Source organism: Bradyrhizobium sp. CCBAU 53421 (genome assembly GCF_015291625.1).
GTDB lineage: Bacteria > Pseudomonadota > Alphaproteobacteria > Rhizobiales > Xanthobacteraceae > Bradyrhizobium.
On the sequence record NZ_CP030047.1, the window covers coordinates 992,657 to 1,007,390 of the forward strand.

Annotated in this window: 16 protein-coding genes; 7 read left to right on the forward strand and 9 right to left on the reverse strand. The window is 65.9% G+C overall.

From position 1 onward, the window contains the following. Positions 1-34: 34 nt before the first annotated feature. The 3 genes from XH92_RS04510 to gstA form a co-directional block, all read right to left on the reverse strand. Positions 35-1,825, reverse strand: coding sequence for a type I secretion system permease/ATPase (locus tag XH92_RS04510; protein ID WP_194458165.1), 1,791 nt, complete (start codon positions 1,823-1,825; stop codon positions 35-37). Between the two features lie 98 nt (positions 1,826-1,923). Next, on the reverse strand, positions 1,924-3,180 hold the full coding sequence (locus tag XH92_RS04515) for a hypothetical protein (RefSeq protein WP_194458166.1): 1,257 nt from the start codon (positions 3,178-3,180) through the stop codon (positions 1,924-1,926). Positions 3,181-3,444: 264 nt separating this feature from the next. Beyond that, positions 3,445-4,062: a glutathione transferase GstA gene (gstA, locus tag XH92_RS04520; protein WP_194458167.1), complete on the reverse strand. Its 618-nt coding sequence runs from the start codon at positions 4,060-4,062 to the stop codon at positions 3,445-3,447. A gap of 130 nt (positions 4,063-4,192) precedes the next feature. Here gstA and XH92_RS04525 point away from each other — a divergent pair, with 130 nt between their 5' ends. The 3 genes from XH92_RS04525 (at position 4,193) to XH92_RS04535 (ending at position 6,892) form a co-directional block, all read left to right on the forward strand. Then, complete coding sequence (locus tag XH92_RS04525; RefSeq protein ID WP_194458168.1) at positions 4,193-4,729, forward strand: MarR family winged helix-turn-helix transcriptional regulator; 537 nt, start codon at positions 4,193-4,195, stop codon at positions 4,727-4,729. Positions 4,730-4,822: 93 nt separating this feature from the next. Then, a complete protein-coding gene (locus tag XH92_RS04530; protein WP_194458169.1) occupies positions 4,823-6,193 on the forward strand; it encodes a glutamate--cysteine ligase in 1,371 nt (456 codons plus the stop codon). A 180-nt stretch (positions 6,194-6,373) separates the two neighbouring features. Beyond that, positions 6,374-6,892 carry a PAN domain-containing protein gene (locus tag XH92_RS04535; RefSeq protein WP_246788232.1) on the forward strand — a complete coding sequence of 173 codons (519 nt, stop codon included), beginning with the start codon at positions 6,374-6,376 and terminating at the stop codon, positions 6,890-6,892. 108 nt (positions 6,893-7,000) lie between these two features. On the opposite strand, the gene XH92_RS04540 is transcribed toward XH92_RS04535, so the two are convergent. The 5 genes from XH92_RS04540 to XH92_RS04560 form a co-directional block, all read right to left on the reverse strand. Next, positions 7,001-7,567 carry a nucleotidyltransferase family protein gene (locus XH92_RS04540; RefSeq protein ID WP_194458170.1) on the reverse strand — a complete coding sequence of 189 codons (567 nt, stop codon included), beginning with the start codon at positions 7,565-7,567 and terminating at the stop codon, positions 7,001-7,003. Between the two features lie 110 nt (positions 7,568-7,677). After that, entirely contained in the window at positions 7,678-8,019 is a 342-nt protein-coding gene (locus tag XH92_RS04545; RefSeq protein WP_194458171.1) for an MmcQ/YjbR family DNA-binding protein, read from the reverse strand. 121 nt (positions 8,020-8,140) lie between these two features. Further along, entirely contained in the window at positions 8,141-8,911 is a 771-nt protein-coding gene (lepB, locus tag XH92_RS04550; RefSeq protein ID WP_194458172.1) for a signal peptidase I, read from the reverse strand. Next, a complete protein-coding gene (gene tldD, locus XH92_RS04555; RefSeq protein WP_194458173.1) occupies positions 8,911-10,335 on the reverse strand; it encodes a metalloprotease TldD in 1,425 nt (474 codons plus the stop codon). Before tldD ends, lepB begins: the two co-directional genes overlap by 1 nt. A gap of 260 nt (positions 10,336-10,595) precedes the next feature. Next, positions 10,596-11,069, reverse strand: coding sequence for a helix-turn-helix domain-containing protein (locus XH92_RS04560; protein WP_194458174.1), 474 nt, complete (start codon positions 11,067-11,069; stop codon positions 10,596-10,598). A gap of 137 nt (positions 11,070-11,206) precedes the next feature. On the opposite strand from XH92_RS04560, the gene XH92_RS04565 reads away from it, so the two are divergent. From XH92_RS04565 to XH92_RS04575, 3 genes are read left to right on the forward strand one after another with little or no spacing between them, the layout of a single operon-like run. Continuing rightward, a complete protein-coding gene (locus tag XH92_RS04565; RefSeq protein WP_194458175.1) occupies positions 11,207-11,599 on the forward strand; it encodes a DoxX family protein in 393 nt (130 codons plus the stop codon). A gap of 10 nt (positions 11,600-11,609) precedes the next feature. Further along, positions 11,610-12,113, forward strand: a complete 504-nt coding sequence (locus XH92_RS04570) for a DsrE family protein (protein ID WP_194458176.1) — start codon at positions 11,610-11,612, stop codon at positions 12,111-12,113. Positions 12,114-12,148: 35 nt separating this feature from the next. After that, positions 12,149-12,748: a TlpA disulfide reductase family protein gene (locus XH92_RS04575; RefSeq protein ID WP_246788234.1), complete on the forward strand. Its 600-nt coding sequence runs from the start codon at positions 12,149-12,151 to the stop codon at positions 12,746-12,748. Between the two features lie 132 nt (positions 12,749-12,880). On the opposite strand, the gene XH92_RS04580 is transcribed toward XH92_RS04575, so the two are convergent. After that, positions 12,881-13,408, reverse strand: coding sequence for an invasion associated locus B family protein (locus XH92_RS04580; RefSeq protein ID WP_194458178.1), 528 nt, complete (start codon positions 13,406-13,408; stop codon positions 12,881-12,883). 486 nt (positions 13,409-13,894) lie between these two features. Between XH92_RS04580 and coxB the strand changes: the two genes are divergently transcribed. Next, the gene (gene coxB / locus XH92_RS04585; protein WP_076867054.1) at positions 13,895-14,734 is read left to right on the forward strand and encodes a cytochrome c oxidase subunit II; all 840 of its coding nucleotides are present in this window, start codon (positions 13,895-13,897) and stop codon (positions 14,732-14,734) included.

A 14,734-nucleotide genomic window follows, 5' to 3' on the forward strand; every position in this document is an offset into this window, starting at 1 on the left:
CGCCAGGATATGATGACGAACCGACTGCCGGGCGCTAGGCATTTTGCCGGGGCTCCGCTTCCTTCTTGCGCTTGCGGCGCGCCGGGGCCGGTGCCGGCTCCGCGGCGGCTGCCGGCGCCGGCTGCGGCGCCTTCGGCACCAGCAAGGGCAGCACCGTCGCCGTGGTGCCGAATGCCTGCATCCGTCCCTCGTTCAGCACCAGCATGTGATCGACCGCCTGCAGCACTGCCGGACGATGCGCGATCACCACCACGATGCCGCCGCGGGCGCGGACCCGCGCGATCGCGAGCGTGAGCGCGCGTTCGCCCTCGGAATCGAGGTTCGAGTTCGGCTCGTCGAGCACGACCAGGAACGGATCGCCATAGAGCGCGCGGGCCAGCGCAATGCGCTGCCGCTGGCCGCCCGACAGCATCAGGCCGCCATCGCCCACTTCGGTCTCGTAGCCGTCCGGCAATCGCAGGATCAGTTCGTGGACACCGGCCTCGCGCGCGGCGGCGAGCAGCTTGCTGGCGTCGGGAGTGGCGTCGAAGCGGCAAATGTTCTCAGCCACCGTGCCGCGGAACAGCGCGACGTCCTGCGGCAGGTAACCGATCGACGGGCCAAGCGCGAGCGGATCCCATTGCGCCAGCGTGGCGCCGTCGATCCGGATCACGCCGCGCACCGGCGCGCCGATACCGACCAGCGCGCGCGCCAGGGTCGATTTGCCGGAGCCGCTCGGGCCGACGACGGCGACCGCATTGCCGGCACGCAGCGCGAAGCTCACCTCGTGCAGCACCACGGCATCTGTTGCCGGCGCGGTCAGGCTGATCGAGGTGACGCGAACCTCGTTCTTCGGCGCGGGCAAAGGCGTGAACGCCAGCCGCGACGGCACGGCCGTCAGGGCTTCGGCAAGCCGGCCCACGCTGGCGCGGACCGCGATGAAGCTGCGCCAGTTCGCGATCGCAAGCTCGATCGGCGCCAGCGCGCGGATCGAGAGGATGGTCGCCGCCAGCATGACACCGGCGGTCGCCTGCTGGTTGATCACGAGGTAGGCGCCGAGCGCCAGCACGCCGGATTGCAGGATCATGCGCAGGAAGCGCGAGGCGCTGCCGAAGGTCCCGGTCAGGTCGGAGGTCACACGTTGCGCATTGAGGTAGGCCTGCGTGCGCGCCGACCATAGTTCGCTCATCCGCCGCTGCATGCCAAGCGCGTGCACAACCGGCGCGTGGTGGAATGCGGTCTCCGCCATCTGCCGCCGCGACGACGCGAGCGCCACCAGCGAGCGCGTCGGTGCGCGCGTGAACAGCTCGGCGGCGACCGTGATCAGCGCCAGTGCGACGGCGCCGCCGGCCACCGCCAGGCCCATCAGCGGATGAAACAGCGTGCAGACGATGATGTAGAGCGGCGTCCATGGCAGGTCGAAGATCGCGACCAGGCCGCTGCCGGCGAGGAAGCCGCGGATCGTGTCGAGGTCTCGCATGATCTGCAGGCCGTCGCCGTTCGGCCGGCTGAGAGACGCGTGCTGCACGCTGTCGAACACGGCGCCGCGAATGGCCTCGTCGAAGATTTCGGCGATGCGCGCCAGCAGCCGGCTGCGCAGCACATCGACGCCGGCCTGCACGATCAGCAGCACCAGCGCGATCGCGAGCAGGCCGACCAGGGTTGCGATGCTGCGGCTCGGCAGCACGCGGTCATAGGTCTGCAGCATGAAGACCGGGCCGACCAGCATCAGTAGATTGACGAGGCCGCTCGCCATCGCCACGGCGATCAGCGCGCCGCGCACGGCCGTGATCGCGTTCCGGATTTCGACCGGCAGTGAGGAGAAGCGTTTGCCCTGACCGATCATCGCGCCCCGCGGATGTTCAAGCCTGTGATGCCCAGTGGACATGGAGAGGGAGTTGCGGAAGCGCGGCGAATCCACGCTTCCGCCGATTGGCGGCGACTTCAGAGGATGTGTGTGCCGTGGGTATCAAGGATGCCGTGACCATGTGTGGGCGGTGAGAGCAGATCGTGGACGACCGTCCCGAGATCGACTGGCGCGGATACCGGTGCGCTCGCAACGTGTGCGGAGACGCTGCTGTTGCCGAGCAGACTGAGGTTCAGGCTGCCGAGCAGATTGCCGACCAGTCCGTCGGCGCCGACGCCGCCGAGGCTCGGTATGCTAAGGCTCGGGATGTTGAGTCCATGCGCGCCGGTGAGCGCACCGAGATCAAGCAGATGCGGTCCGCTCTGGCCGGTGTCGACGGCGTTGATGTCGGCGGCGTGATGATCGCCCGACGTCGACGCCGCGAGGATGTCGAGCGTCGATCCGTTCGGTTGCGCCGGGCCAATATTGACGCCGGCCAGATGGCCGCTGCTGGTGCCGGTGAGGCCGCCGAGCAGGCCGCCTAGCAATCCGCCGCCGTTTGCGGCGTCGCCGCCGAGATTGAGCAGGCCGTTATCGAGAAGGCCATTATCCGGGAGGCCATGGCTGAGCTGGTTGACCAGCCCGGAGACCGGGCTCAGCAGACCACTGACGTCGGAGACAACGGTGTCCACCAGTCCTGCGACGACATGGACCACGCCGGAGATATCAGCGCCGAGATGCGCGATCGTCTCGCCGAGATTGCCGGCAAGGATCTGTCCCGGCACATCCAGGATGTCTGCGACCAGATTGGCATGGCCGCCGCTGGTCCCGACACTGCCGAGGTCGATTGCCTGTCCGAGATTTGTGATGCCGTGAAGCGCATCAGGCAGGACGGTCGCCTGGGACAGGACGTCGGCTGAGGAATGAACCGCGGTGCCGGCGGTGTCGAGCGCCGGTTGCAGCATTCCGCCTGATGCCATGAGCGCCGGTGCCGGGTCCGGTTCGGCTGGCAGCACCGCATTCATCAGGTTACCGGCCACCGGCAGATCACTCGTGCTCAGCAGCCCCCCGACCAGGGGCAAGTCGGACCTGGCGGCGCCGCCGGCGCCATCGCCGAGTAGGGAGGCGGCGCTCTCCAGCGCATTCGCCGCCGGCAATAGGTCGACCAGAGGCGCGATCAGGCCGTGGGCGAGCTGGCTGGCGGCCGTATCGGCGGGGTTGTCCTCGGGCTGCACCGATGTTGCCGGGAGCGGAAGCTCGGTGAGGCTCCCGACGGGATTTGCCAGCAGCGCCGTCGAGCCCGCCAGGACCTCGACCATCCGGTCGGCCGCGTTGCTGGATAGAGAGCTACTCATAGGCGCATCTCCGGCTGGGTGAGGCAGCAGTGCGGCTACGCCCGATCGAAGGAATAGTTGCCTCACCGCGGACCGGCCGTTCGCGTCGTGGCGAAGGCACAGCTAAGCCGAAGACGACAAACTGCGGAAAATTGCATGGAAGGTAGGGCCGGCCGGAGGTTGACCTGCTGCGCGGTGATGCTTGCCGTGACCTTGTCGACGGCGCAGAAAAAAGGGCCGGATCTCGATCCGGCCCTTTACGTCTGATGAAGCCGGCTCGAAAGCTCAGGCGGCCTTGAGCAGGCCTTCCTTCTTCAGCGCTTCCTGTACCTTCGGGCGCGCCGCGACGCGGGCCTTGTAGGCCGTCACATTGGGCAGGCCGGAGAAGTCGAAGCCGAGCCGGTCCTGCGCCCACATGATCATGGTGAACAGGTAGCCGTCGGCGACCGTGAACTGGTTGCCCATCAGATAGTCGCGCCCGGCGAGCTGGCTCTCGACATATTTGAACTTGCCCATGGCGCGATCCTTGAAGAACGCCTTGGCGTCGTCGGCGAGCACCGGCGAGAACATCGGGCCGAGGTTCTTGTGCAGCTCGGTCGTGATGTAGTTCAGCCATTCGAGCAGCTTGTAGCGCTCGTTGGAGTCCCGGGCGGGCGCCAGCTTCCGGTCAGCGACCCTGTCGGCAATCATCTGGATGATGATCGGCCCTTCGGTGACCATCTCGCCGGTATCCAGCGCCAGCGCGGGCACCTGGCCCTTGGGGTTCACAGCGAGGAAATCGTCGCCGTTTTCGAGCTTCTTGGCGCGCAGATCGACCTTGACCAGGTCGTAGGGCAGGCCGGCCTCGAGCAGGGCGATGTGGGGGGAGAGGGAGCAGGCACCGGGGGAGTAATAAAGCTTCATGGGGGTATTCCTTCCCTTGTTCTTGGCGTCCGGAGAGGGATTGCCTACATGCACCTGCATGAAATAGTCAAGATTGATGCAGATGCATTCAGTGCGGTACACTGGGTTCCGGGACCTTATGGACTAGACGATGAAACGCAAGCTATCGAGCGAGGCGACGGCCGCCTGGATCCGCCTGATGCGGGTGCCGAGCCGGGTGCTGGACTGCGTCGAGCAGGATTTGAAGAAGGCCGGCTTTCCGCCGCTCGCCTGGTATGACGCCTTGCTCGAGCTGTCGCGCGCGCCGTCGGGCGAGCTGCGCCCGGTCGAGCTCGAGCGGCAGATGCTGATCCCGCAATATTCGACGTCGCGGCTGATCGACAAGCTGGTCGACGAGGGGCTTGCCGCCCGGCGCGAATGCAAGATCGACAAGCGCGGCCAGTTCGTCGAGATCACCGAGGCCGGGCGCGAGCTCCAGAAGAAGATGTGGAGCGCCTATTCTGCCGCGATCGACAAGCATGTCGGCTCGAAATTGTCCGATGCCGATGCGGCCAGGCTGTGCGGTCTGCTCGACCGTCTGGGCTGCTCCTGCGGTGACGCCAAAGCTGACACCAAGGTCGATGCCAAGAGCGATACCAAGAGCGATACCAAGGCCGCGCCGGCGCGAGACGGCGTGCCTGCCCGATGATATTCCTGATCCCATCATCCGCGGCCGTTGTGGCCCACGGATGCCCCTGCCACCGCGCGACTTCGATCGAAGCGCCCTTGAGTTGGATTTTCTATGGCGCGTGACCAGATCGACATGACGCCGCTGCAGTCGCGCGACGAACTCGTGGCGTGGCTTGAAGCCGGCGTGAAGCCTGAGTCCGAATTCCGTATCGGCACCGAGCACGAGAAGACCCCGTTCACGCTCGAGGGCCATCAGCCCGTCCCCTATGAAGGCGCGAAGGGCATCGGTGCGCTGCTCGAGGGCATGAAGCTCCTGCTCGGCTGGGAGCCGATCATGGAGCGCGGCAACATCATCGGCCTCTATGACGTCACCGGCGGCGGCGCGATCTCGCTCGAGCCGGGCGGCCAATTCGAATTGTCGGGCGCGCCGGTCGAGACCGTGCACCAGACCCAGTCGGAATTGATGGCGCATCTGGCGCAGGTGCGGGAGATCGCAACCCCGCTCGGCATCGGCTTCCTCGGGCTCGGCATGACGCCGTCCTGGTCGCGGGCGCAGATCCCTGTGATGCCCAAGGGCCGCTACAAGATCATGAGAAATTACATGCCGAAGGTCGGCAAATACGGCCTCGACATGATGTTCCGGACCTGCACGGTGCAGACCAATCTCGACTTCTCGTCCGAAGCCGACATGGTGAAGAAGCTGCGGGTGTCGCTGGCGTTGCAGCCGATCGCGACCGCTTTGTTCGCCAACTCGCCGTTCACCGAAGGCAAGCCCAACGGCTTCCTGTCGTTCCGCTCCGAAATCTGGCGCGACACCGACAATGCGCGAAGCGGCATGATCCCGTTCGCGTTCGAGGACGGCATGGGCTATGAGCGCTATGTCGATTACGCGCTCGACGTACCCATGTATTTCGTCAAGCGCGGCGATGAATATATCGACGTCTCCGGCTCGTCGTTCCGCGATTTCTTCGCCGGCAACAACAAGATCCTCCCCGGCGAGCGCCCGACCCTGTCGGACTGGGCCAATCATCTCTCGACCATCTTCCCCGAGGTGCGGCTGAAGCGTTACCTCGAGATGCGCGGCGCCGACGGCGTGCCGTGGGGCCGGCTGCCGGCGCTGCCGGCGTTCTGGGTCGGGCTGCTCTACGACAACGACAGCCTCGACGCCGCCTGGGACATCGTTCGGCACTGGACCGCGCCGGAGCGCCAGGCGCTGCGCGACGACGTGCCGCGTTTCGGCTTCAAGGCGCGGATCAAGGACCGCTATCTGTTCGAGATCGCCAAGGAGTGCCTGATCCTGTCGCATGCCGGATTGCGGCGGCGCGGCCGGATCGACCATCTAGGTCGCGACGAGAGCCGCTTCCTCGAACCGCTCGAGCGCATCATCGAGACCGGCCGCTCGCCGGCCGAGGAGATGCTGGAGAAGTTCAACGGCCCCTGGAAGGGCTCGGTGGAACCGGCATATCAGGAGTACGCCTTCTAATCCCCGCCCGGCCCGAATTCGGGCGGGGCACGCGCGTGAACGGCGGTGGTGTCGCACCCGCCGTTCATCAGCCGTACAGGTTCATGGCGTTCAAATGACACCCCGCGGGATGCGCGGGGGCTGTGCGAATTTGAAAGCAATCTCATGGGGATAGGTCGCCTCTCTAGGGCGTGCGTGGTGATGTTCGCGGTTTTTTCGGCCGCTTTCGTCGCGCGTCCGGCGCTGGCGCAGACCAATTTCGACCGTCCCGGCGGCGACTACCTCAACGCGCCGGTGACATCAGGCGATCCCGCCGATTGCGCGCTCACCTGCGAGCGCGACCGCCGCTGCCGCGCCTGGAGCTTCAACTATCCGACCGACGCCAATAATGGCGCGGTGTGCTGGCTGAAGAACACCGTGCCGGCGCGGGTGCAGGACGTCTGCTGCGTCTCCGGGGTGCGCGGCGCCGGCGTGGTCGAACCGCGCAACGGCGCCATCGAAACCTCGATCGACCGGCTCGGTGGCGACTACAAGAATTTCGAGTTGAAGAGCAGCGACGGCGACGAGGCTTGCCATGCCGCCTGTACCGCCGACAACAAGTGCCGCGCCTGGACCTATGCCCGGCCCGGCTATGCCGGCCGCGACGCGCATTGCTTCCTGAAGAAAGAGATCAAGCCGCCGCGCCGCAAGGCGGGGTTCACGTCGGGCGTGGTGCGGTAGCGCGCAGGGAATCCGTAGCCCGGATGGAGCGAAGCGCAATCCGGGAACGCTCTCACCGCGGATACATCTGCCCCGGATTTCACTTCGCTCCATCCGGGCTACGAATCTCTACTCCGCCGCCAGCACCGTGATCTCCGGCCACAGCGCCTTCCACCGCTCGGCCTTCGTCACATAGTTCGCCGCGGAGAAATTCGCGGTCGGGTTCGGCCGCACGATCATGCCGGCGATATCGTCAAAGCCACTTGGCGCATAGACGTCGTAGCCGCTCGCGCTGCGGCGGATACCGACCTGCACGTTCGCGCTGAGGAAGCGATCGATGCCGTCGGTCGAACGCGACAGTGCGGGGTAGGGCACGCCGTGCTTGCCGGGGTACCAGAGATGGACGCGGGCCTGGTTGCGGACCTCGATCTCGGCACCGAGATGGCCGAGCCGCGCCGTGAGGTCGCGGATCACCGCGTCCTCGGCCTCCCATGAGGTATCCGGATCGAAATAGAAGACGTCGTAATCGTTGATGCCGTGATCGAGCGGCCGCTTCGTCAGCACATTCCACACGCTCTGTACCAGGCAGCCGGCCACCAGCCACGCATCGGGCAAACCGAGGCGGTAAAGCTCGTCTGTGATCGCTGGATTGACGGGGTTGCGCAGCGCCGCGGCGAGGAATTGGTCCTGCGTCATGATTCCAGGTCTCTCCCCGTCATTGCGAGGAGCGAAGCGACGAAGCAATCCATTGATCCGTTATGCCGTGACATGGATTGCTTCGCTGCGCTCGCAATGACGGGAAACGATTACCGGATCGCGTCGTAATCCCTGACCGCCTTCTTCGATGCCAGCGTGCGCCAGTGTCGGCGCAGCAGCGGCTCGACGGTTTGACGCTTGGCCTTCGAGAGGCGGACCAGCACCGTCGGATAGTCGCGGTAGTGATCGGTGAAGTAGAACACCTTCGGCTGGCCCTCGACCAGCATGTCGCGCTCATCAGGAGGCACGCCGGGGATCACCAGGCTGTCGCCGTCTTCCTTGAGCCGCACCAGCATCTTCTTGCGCACCTTCAGCGCCGGTGTGCCGTAGGAGGAGCCGTCCTCAACCTCCGGCCACGCCAGTGCGATGCGCCTGATGTCGTCGAAGGTCACGGCCGGTGCCCCGCGAAGAATGTAGCCCGGATGGAGCGAAACGTAATCCGGGGTTCTCGCACGATGAAGGATTTGTCCCGGATTGCGCTGCGCTCCATCCGGGCTACGGGTCCGTTCGAGCTTACTGCACCGAGGTGAAGAAGCGCGCGAGACGGAAGCCGGAGAGCCAGGTCCAGACCGGCTGGCTGCGGATGCCCATGTCCCAGGAGCCGACCACCGCGTCGGCGCGGCCGATCAGATTGTCGATCGGCAACAGGCCGACGCCGCCGTCGCGCACCGGCACCCGGCTGTCGGCGGAATTGTCGCGGTTGTCGCCGAGCACGAACAGGTTGCCTGGCGGCACCGTCACCTCTTGCGTGTTGTCGAGCCTGCCATTGTCGCGGATCTTGAAGATCGCGTGGCTGACGCCGTTCGGCAGCGTCTCGATATAGCGGTAGGCGTCCTCGCCGCCGCCGCGATCGTCCTCGGCAAAGCCGGTGCCGTCGGGCTTCAGCGCCGCCGGATGATCGTTGATGAAGAGCTGGCCCTGCCGCATCTGGATGCGATCGCCGGGCAGCCCGACCACGCGCTTGACCCAGGCCTGCGAGCGGTCGCCCGGCCAGCGGAACACCACGACGTCGCCGCGCTTCGGCGTCTCGCCGAACACCCGGCCGGTCTCCGGCAGCGTGATCTGGATCGGCAGCGACGCCGCGCCGTAGCCATAGGGAAACTTCGAGGCGACCAGCGCATCGCCGATCAGCAGCGTCGGTTCCATCGAGCCCGACGGCACGTAGAACGGCTCGGCGATCGCGCCCTTGGCGAGGAACACGACGGCCACGATCGCAGCCAGCTGCACGGCCTGCCCGCGCCAGCTGGTCGGCTTGGCCGCCACGACTTCGTTTCCGCTGCTCACTAGCCCGTTCCTCCGACCGTAATCCGTTCCATTCTGAGCGTCGGCTGGCCGACGCCGACCGGCACGCCCTGGCCGTTCTTGCCGCAGGTGCCGATTCCCGTATCCAGCGCAAGATCGTTGCCGATCATGGTGATCCTGTGGAGATCGGTCGGTCCATTGCCGATCAGCATGGCGCCCTTCAGCGGCGCACCGAGCTTGCCGTTCTCGATCTTGTAGGCCTCGGTGCACTGGAACACGTATTTGCCCGAGGTGATGTCGACCTGGCCGCCGCCGAAATTGGCCGCATACATGCCATTCTTCACCGAGGCGATGATCTCGGCCGGGTCGCGGTCGCCGGAGAGCATGTAGGTGTTGGTCATGCGCGGCATCGGCACATGGGCATAGCTCTGCCGCCTTCCGTTGCCGGTCGGCTTCATGCCCATCAGCCGGGCATTCTGGCGGTCCTGCATGTAGCCGACCAGGATGCCGTCCTCGATCAGCACGGTGCGGTTGGTCGGGGTGCCCTCGTCGTCGATCGACAGCGAGCCGCGGCGCGAGGCCATGGTGCCGTCGTCGACCACGGTGACGCCCTTGGCGGCGACCTGCTGGCCCATCAGGCCGGCGAAAGCGGAGGTCTGCTTACGGTTGAAGTCGCCCTCGAGCCCGTGGCCGACGGCTTCATGCAGCATCACGCCGGGCCAGCCGGCCCCGAGCACGACGTCCATCTCGCCGGCGGGCGCCGGCACCGATTCGAGATTGACGAGCGCCTCGCGCAGCGCGCCGTCGGCGGCGTCGCGCCAGGCCTTGGTCTCGATGAAGCGGGCATAGCCCTCGCGACCGCCATAGCCCTTGCTGCCGCTCTCCTGGCGGTCGCCCTGGCCGGCGACCACGGAGATGTTGACGCGCACCAGCGGACGGATGTCGCGATAGCTCTCGCCGTCGGGCCGCAGGATCTCCACCACCTGCCAGGTCGCGGTAAGGCTGGCCGAGACCTGCCGCACCCGCGGGTCCTTGTCCCTGACATAGGCATCGATCTCGCCGAGCAGCTTGACCTTGGCCTCGAACGCCGGGCCGTCCAGCGGGTTCTCGTCGCCATAGAGCTTGATGTTGGTGTGGGCCGGCGCCGCGGCGAACGTCCCGGCATAGCCGCCGCGCACCGCCGCCACCGCGTCCGCAGCGCGAATCAGCGCCGGGATCGAGACGTCGGAGGAATGCGCATAGCCGACCGCGTCGTCCTTGACGGCACGCAGGCCGAAGCCCTGCGAGGTGTCATAGGTCGCCTGCTTCAGCCTTCCATTGTCGAACACCAGCGCCTCGGTCTGCCCGAACTCCAGGAACAGCTCGCCGTCGTCGGCGCCTTCAAGTCCGCGCGCCACCTCGCGGCGGACGGCATCGCGGTCCAAATTGGCGCGGTCGATCAGGGAGGTCGTGGCGGGATTGGTCATGGTCACTCCGACGCAATGCGATTCCTTGGGCGTATCCTTGCCTGAAGCGCAACCGATTGCCAGTGCGGAACTCGCAGCAGGAATTCCCGGCGATTGAAGCAGAGGTAGGCAGAAAACTCACCTTACAACCCGGAAACCTGTGCCGGTCCCGGTTCAGGCCTGGACGGCGATCGCTGAAGATAGTGTTTGGGGTGGCAAACCGGGAGTACCTGCGGCCATGCGGTCGATCACGGTGGCTCCCCGGAATCCTCACCTTGTCGTCATCGTCGCGTGTGCCGATCCGCCTTGCGCGGCGAGCTCTCCGGCGCGTCGGCATCGCGCGATTGCGATACCGGCTTCGGCTGCGCGCCGCCGGAGGCGCCCTGCGCCGAGGTCGGAAAACCATGCTCCTGTGCCCAGCGGTACAGCTCGTCGAACACCGGTTTGAGCGCCTTGGCCGACGGCGTCATCTCGTACTCAACCCGGGGCGGCACCTCGGGATAGACGGTGCGCTTGACCAGGCCGTTGGCCTCGAGATCGCGCAGCTGGGTGGTCAGCATGTGCTGGGTCACGCCCGGGATCGCCTGCCGCAACTCGCCGAACCGGCGCTTGCGCTCGACCAATTGCCAGAGGATGTCGCCCTTCCATTTCCCGGCGAGCACGGAAAGCGCCCGATGGAATTGCGCCGACAGGTCGCCGTTGCACGGCTCGGATGCCGCCGGAGGCTCGGCGGGCTCAATAGTCAGTTTTTTCATACTACCTCACAAAAAGCATCCTACTTGTCCTTTTCATCTTACTCCCGAATTTAGTCTATCGAAAGCCGCGGGCCAGCCCGCCGAAAGGGGGCGGGTGGCTGCGCGGTCAGGTCGATTTGAACAATGGGGAGTCATCAATGTCAGTTGCTGTTGCCGCGGCGCCGTCGCGCTGGAAATCCATCACCCTCTGGGTCGTCAGGGGATTGCTCGCCTTGGCCTTTGCCGCCGCGGGCGCCGCCAAGCTCTATGGCGTGCCGATGCTGGTCGAGGAATTCGAGCATATCGGGCTCGGCCAATGGTTCCGCTATCTGACGGGATCGCTGGAGCTGCTCGGCGCGGTCCTGATCCTGCTGCCGCCGGTCGCAGCCTTCGGCGGCGTGCTGCTGAGCTGCATCATGGTCGGCGCCACGTTGACGCATCTGTTCGTGATCGGCGGCTCGCCGGTGCCCGCTCTCGTGCTGCTGGCCTTGAGCGCGATCGTCGCCTACGCCAAGCGGAGCCAGTTCGCCCTGGTCGCGAGCGCGCCATGAGGCGGGTGCGATGCGCATCTCTCGCCGTATCCTGACGCTGGCCGCTGGTCTCGCGCTGGCCTTCGCAGTGCCGTTCGCGGTGACATTGCTGCTCACCGGCTCGGTCGCGGCGGTCTCCAGACCGGAGCCGAAGAAGGCGGAGCCGCGCGTGCACCATGTGGTGCTGCCGATCAACAGCGACGACCCGACCACGATGCGGGCGCTGATCTCGACCGCGCTCAACCTCCCGAAACATTATCGGGAGCGCAACGAGCCGTTCGAGATCGAGGTCGTCGCCTACAATGCCGGCGTCCACATGCTGCGCGCCGACACCTCGCCGGTGAAGGACCTGCTGCGGGTGGTGCGGGGGCTGACGCCCGAGATCCGCTTCGTGGTCTGCGAAGCCACCAAGCTCGGCATGGAGCGGGCAGAGGGACATCCGCTGGTCCTGCTCGACAATGTCGACCTGGTGCCGAACGGGCCCGGACGCATCATCGAGTTGCAGGAAGCCGGCTGGTCCTACATCCGGTCCTGAGCGATGTGGCAACCAACGTAAGCGGAGAATCCGTCATGACCTCTGTTCGCGCGCCCACGCGCCGCGCCGTTGTCGCCGGCATGATCGGCGCCGGTGCCTCGCTGGCGATGCCGGCTGCACGCCTTCGCGCCGCATCCGGACCGCCGCCATTCGGCACCGTCAGGCATCAGTTCACGCAAGTCGAAGGCGCACGCCCGGTGCCGCAGGTGGCGATCCCCGCGCTCGCTGCCGGCGCGCTCGATCTCACCGCGTTCAAAGGCAGACTGGTGCTGGTGAACTTCTGGGCCACCTGGTGCGCGGCGTGCCGCACCGAACTGCCGATGCTGGATCGCCTCGCGGCCAGCGGTCGCAGCGATCTCGTCGTCGTCGCTGTCAGCACCGATCGCAACCGCGCGCAGGTCGCGCCCTACGTCAAGCAGCTCAAGCTCCGCCACCTTGCGATCGGCTTCGATCCCGGCGGCCTCGTCTCGCGCGTCGACGCGGCCGAACTCGACACGCCGTTTGCGCTCTACGGCATGCCGATCTCGTTCCTGGTCGGCGTCAGCGGTGAGGTCGAAGGTTATATGACGGGAGAAGCGGACTGGCTGTCGGCGGAGGCGGAAGCGTTGTTCGATTACTATGCGCGTGTCCGCTGACATGGCGTAGCCCGGATGGAGCGCAGCGAAATCCGGGACTGGTCAATCCGCGATCAGAGCGGCCCCGGATTGCGCTGCGCTCCATCCGGGCTACGTGCTGCTGTATTCCGTGACGCAGCAGGGTGGGTAGCCCTAGGGCAATTTGTCATAGCCCTCCGCCAGCCCGTTCAGGCTGAGCGGAAAGCCGATCCCCTCCTCCGGCGTCTCGAAGATGATGAACGTCGCGGTCTTGGCGTTCTTGAGCTGGCCTAGCAGCTTGTCGTCCATCACGACCTCGGCGACGCAGCCATTGGGCAAGCAGCGGACAAAACCGGCGCGGCCGACGTCCTGGTTGTCGAGCTTGAGGCCCAGGCCGGAGGGCAGCAGCACGCCGAGCGGGGCGACCACGCGCATCAAACGGCTCTTCTGGTCGGCGGTCTTGAGCACGATCACGGTCAGGCCGGCATTGGAGCGGTCTTCGGCTACCACGCTCTGGATCAGCGCGCATTGCTCGGCCTGGGCGCCCGGCGGGGTGTCGCAGCGGATCTGCCAGTCGCCATGGACCGAGCGCACCGCGCCCTGCGCGTTCGCTTGCTGGGTCAGGCCGAGAGAAAGGGCCAGAAACAGCAGTCCGCCGAGCCAGCCGGCCTTTCGTCCTGCCTGAATGTTCGAAGCGCCCATCCGGGTCGATCCTTTGATTGTTCGGTCGGTCCGGCCGTCGAGGCCGCCGGGTAGCACGCATCAGTCGACTGATACCGCAATAGGGCGCCTTGAAGGCGATCTTGAAGCCATTCCCGCGCCGGATTGGGGCAGCCCGCAGCGAATCAGGTTCCTGTGGGCACCACCGCCTGTGGGTACATCCGGCAATCCCCCTGTCAACTGCGTGCGACGTCGTTTCCGCGACTTTCGCTTGATTTTGCGGGAAAAATCGCAAGCGGCAGCTTCATCGCAGGCGCATGGCTTTCGGCCCTACTACTGCATTGCGAGCGCCTGAGAATTATGGTTTGAGAGGCTGGATTTCGACGCGTTCTAGCGATCTGGCTCCCGTACCCACCTTGACTCAGAGACGGGTATGTCCGGAAGGCCGTTTGTCAGGGCGGATCGTGCTGCATTTTCGGCCACATGCCGAAGGTGCTTTGGGGAATAATGCAAGGGAGCGCGAGCGGCATGAAGATGTCGATTGGCCGGTTGGGCAGGCAATTGCTGGGGTTGGCGGTAGCGGGTGTGGCGTCTGTCGCCGCGGGATCGGCCTTCGCCGAAATGGGGCAGCCGGCGCCGTGGGAGCACACGCTGCAGGAAGCCGCGACCCCGGTGATGGAAAACATCATCTGGTTTCATAACTTTCTGCTGGTGCTTATCACCGTCATCACCCTGTTCGTGCTGGCGCTGCTCGTCATCGTGGTGGTGAAGTTCAACGCCAGGGCCAACCCGGTCCCTTCCAGGACTACCCACAACACGCTGATTGAAGTGGCCTGGACGTTGATCCCGGTCCTGATCCTGGTCGGCATCGCGGTGCCGTCGTTCCGTCTCCTGTTCCTGGAGCTCGACGTGCCGAAGCCGGACCTCACTGTGAAGGTCACCGGCAAGCAGTGGTACTGGTCCTACGCCTACCCGGATAACGGCAAGTTCGAGTTCGACTCGCTGCTCGACAAGGACAAGCAGCCCCGGCTGCTGGGCGTCGACAACGAGATGGTGGTCCCGGTCAACAAGGTGGTGCGGATCCAGACCACCGGCGCCGACGTGATCCACTCCTTCGCGGTGCCGGCCTTCGGTGTGAAGATCGACTCGGTCCCCGGCCGCCTCAACGAGAGCTGGTTCAAGGCCACCAAGACCGGCGTGTTCTACGGCCAGTGCTCGGAACTGTGCGGCAAGGACCACGCCTTCATGCCGATCGCGGTTCGGGTCGTCAGCGACCAGGAATTCGCGACCTGGGTTGAAGGGGCGAAGAAGAAGTTTGCGACCAACCCGGCGAATTCTTACGCCTCGGCTGGTCAGGCGGCGCAGTAA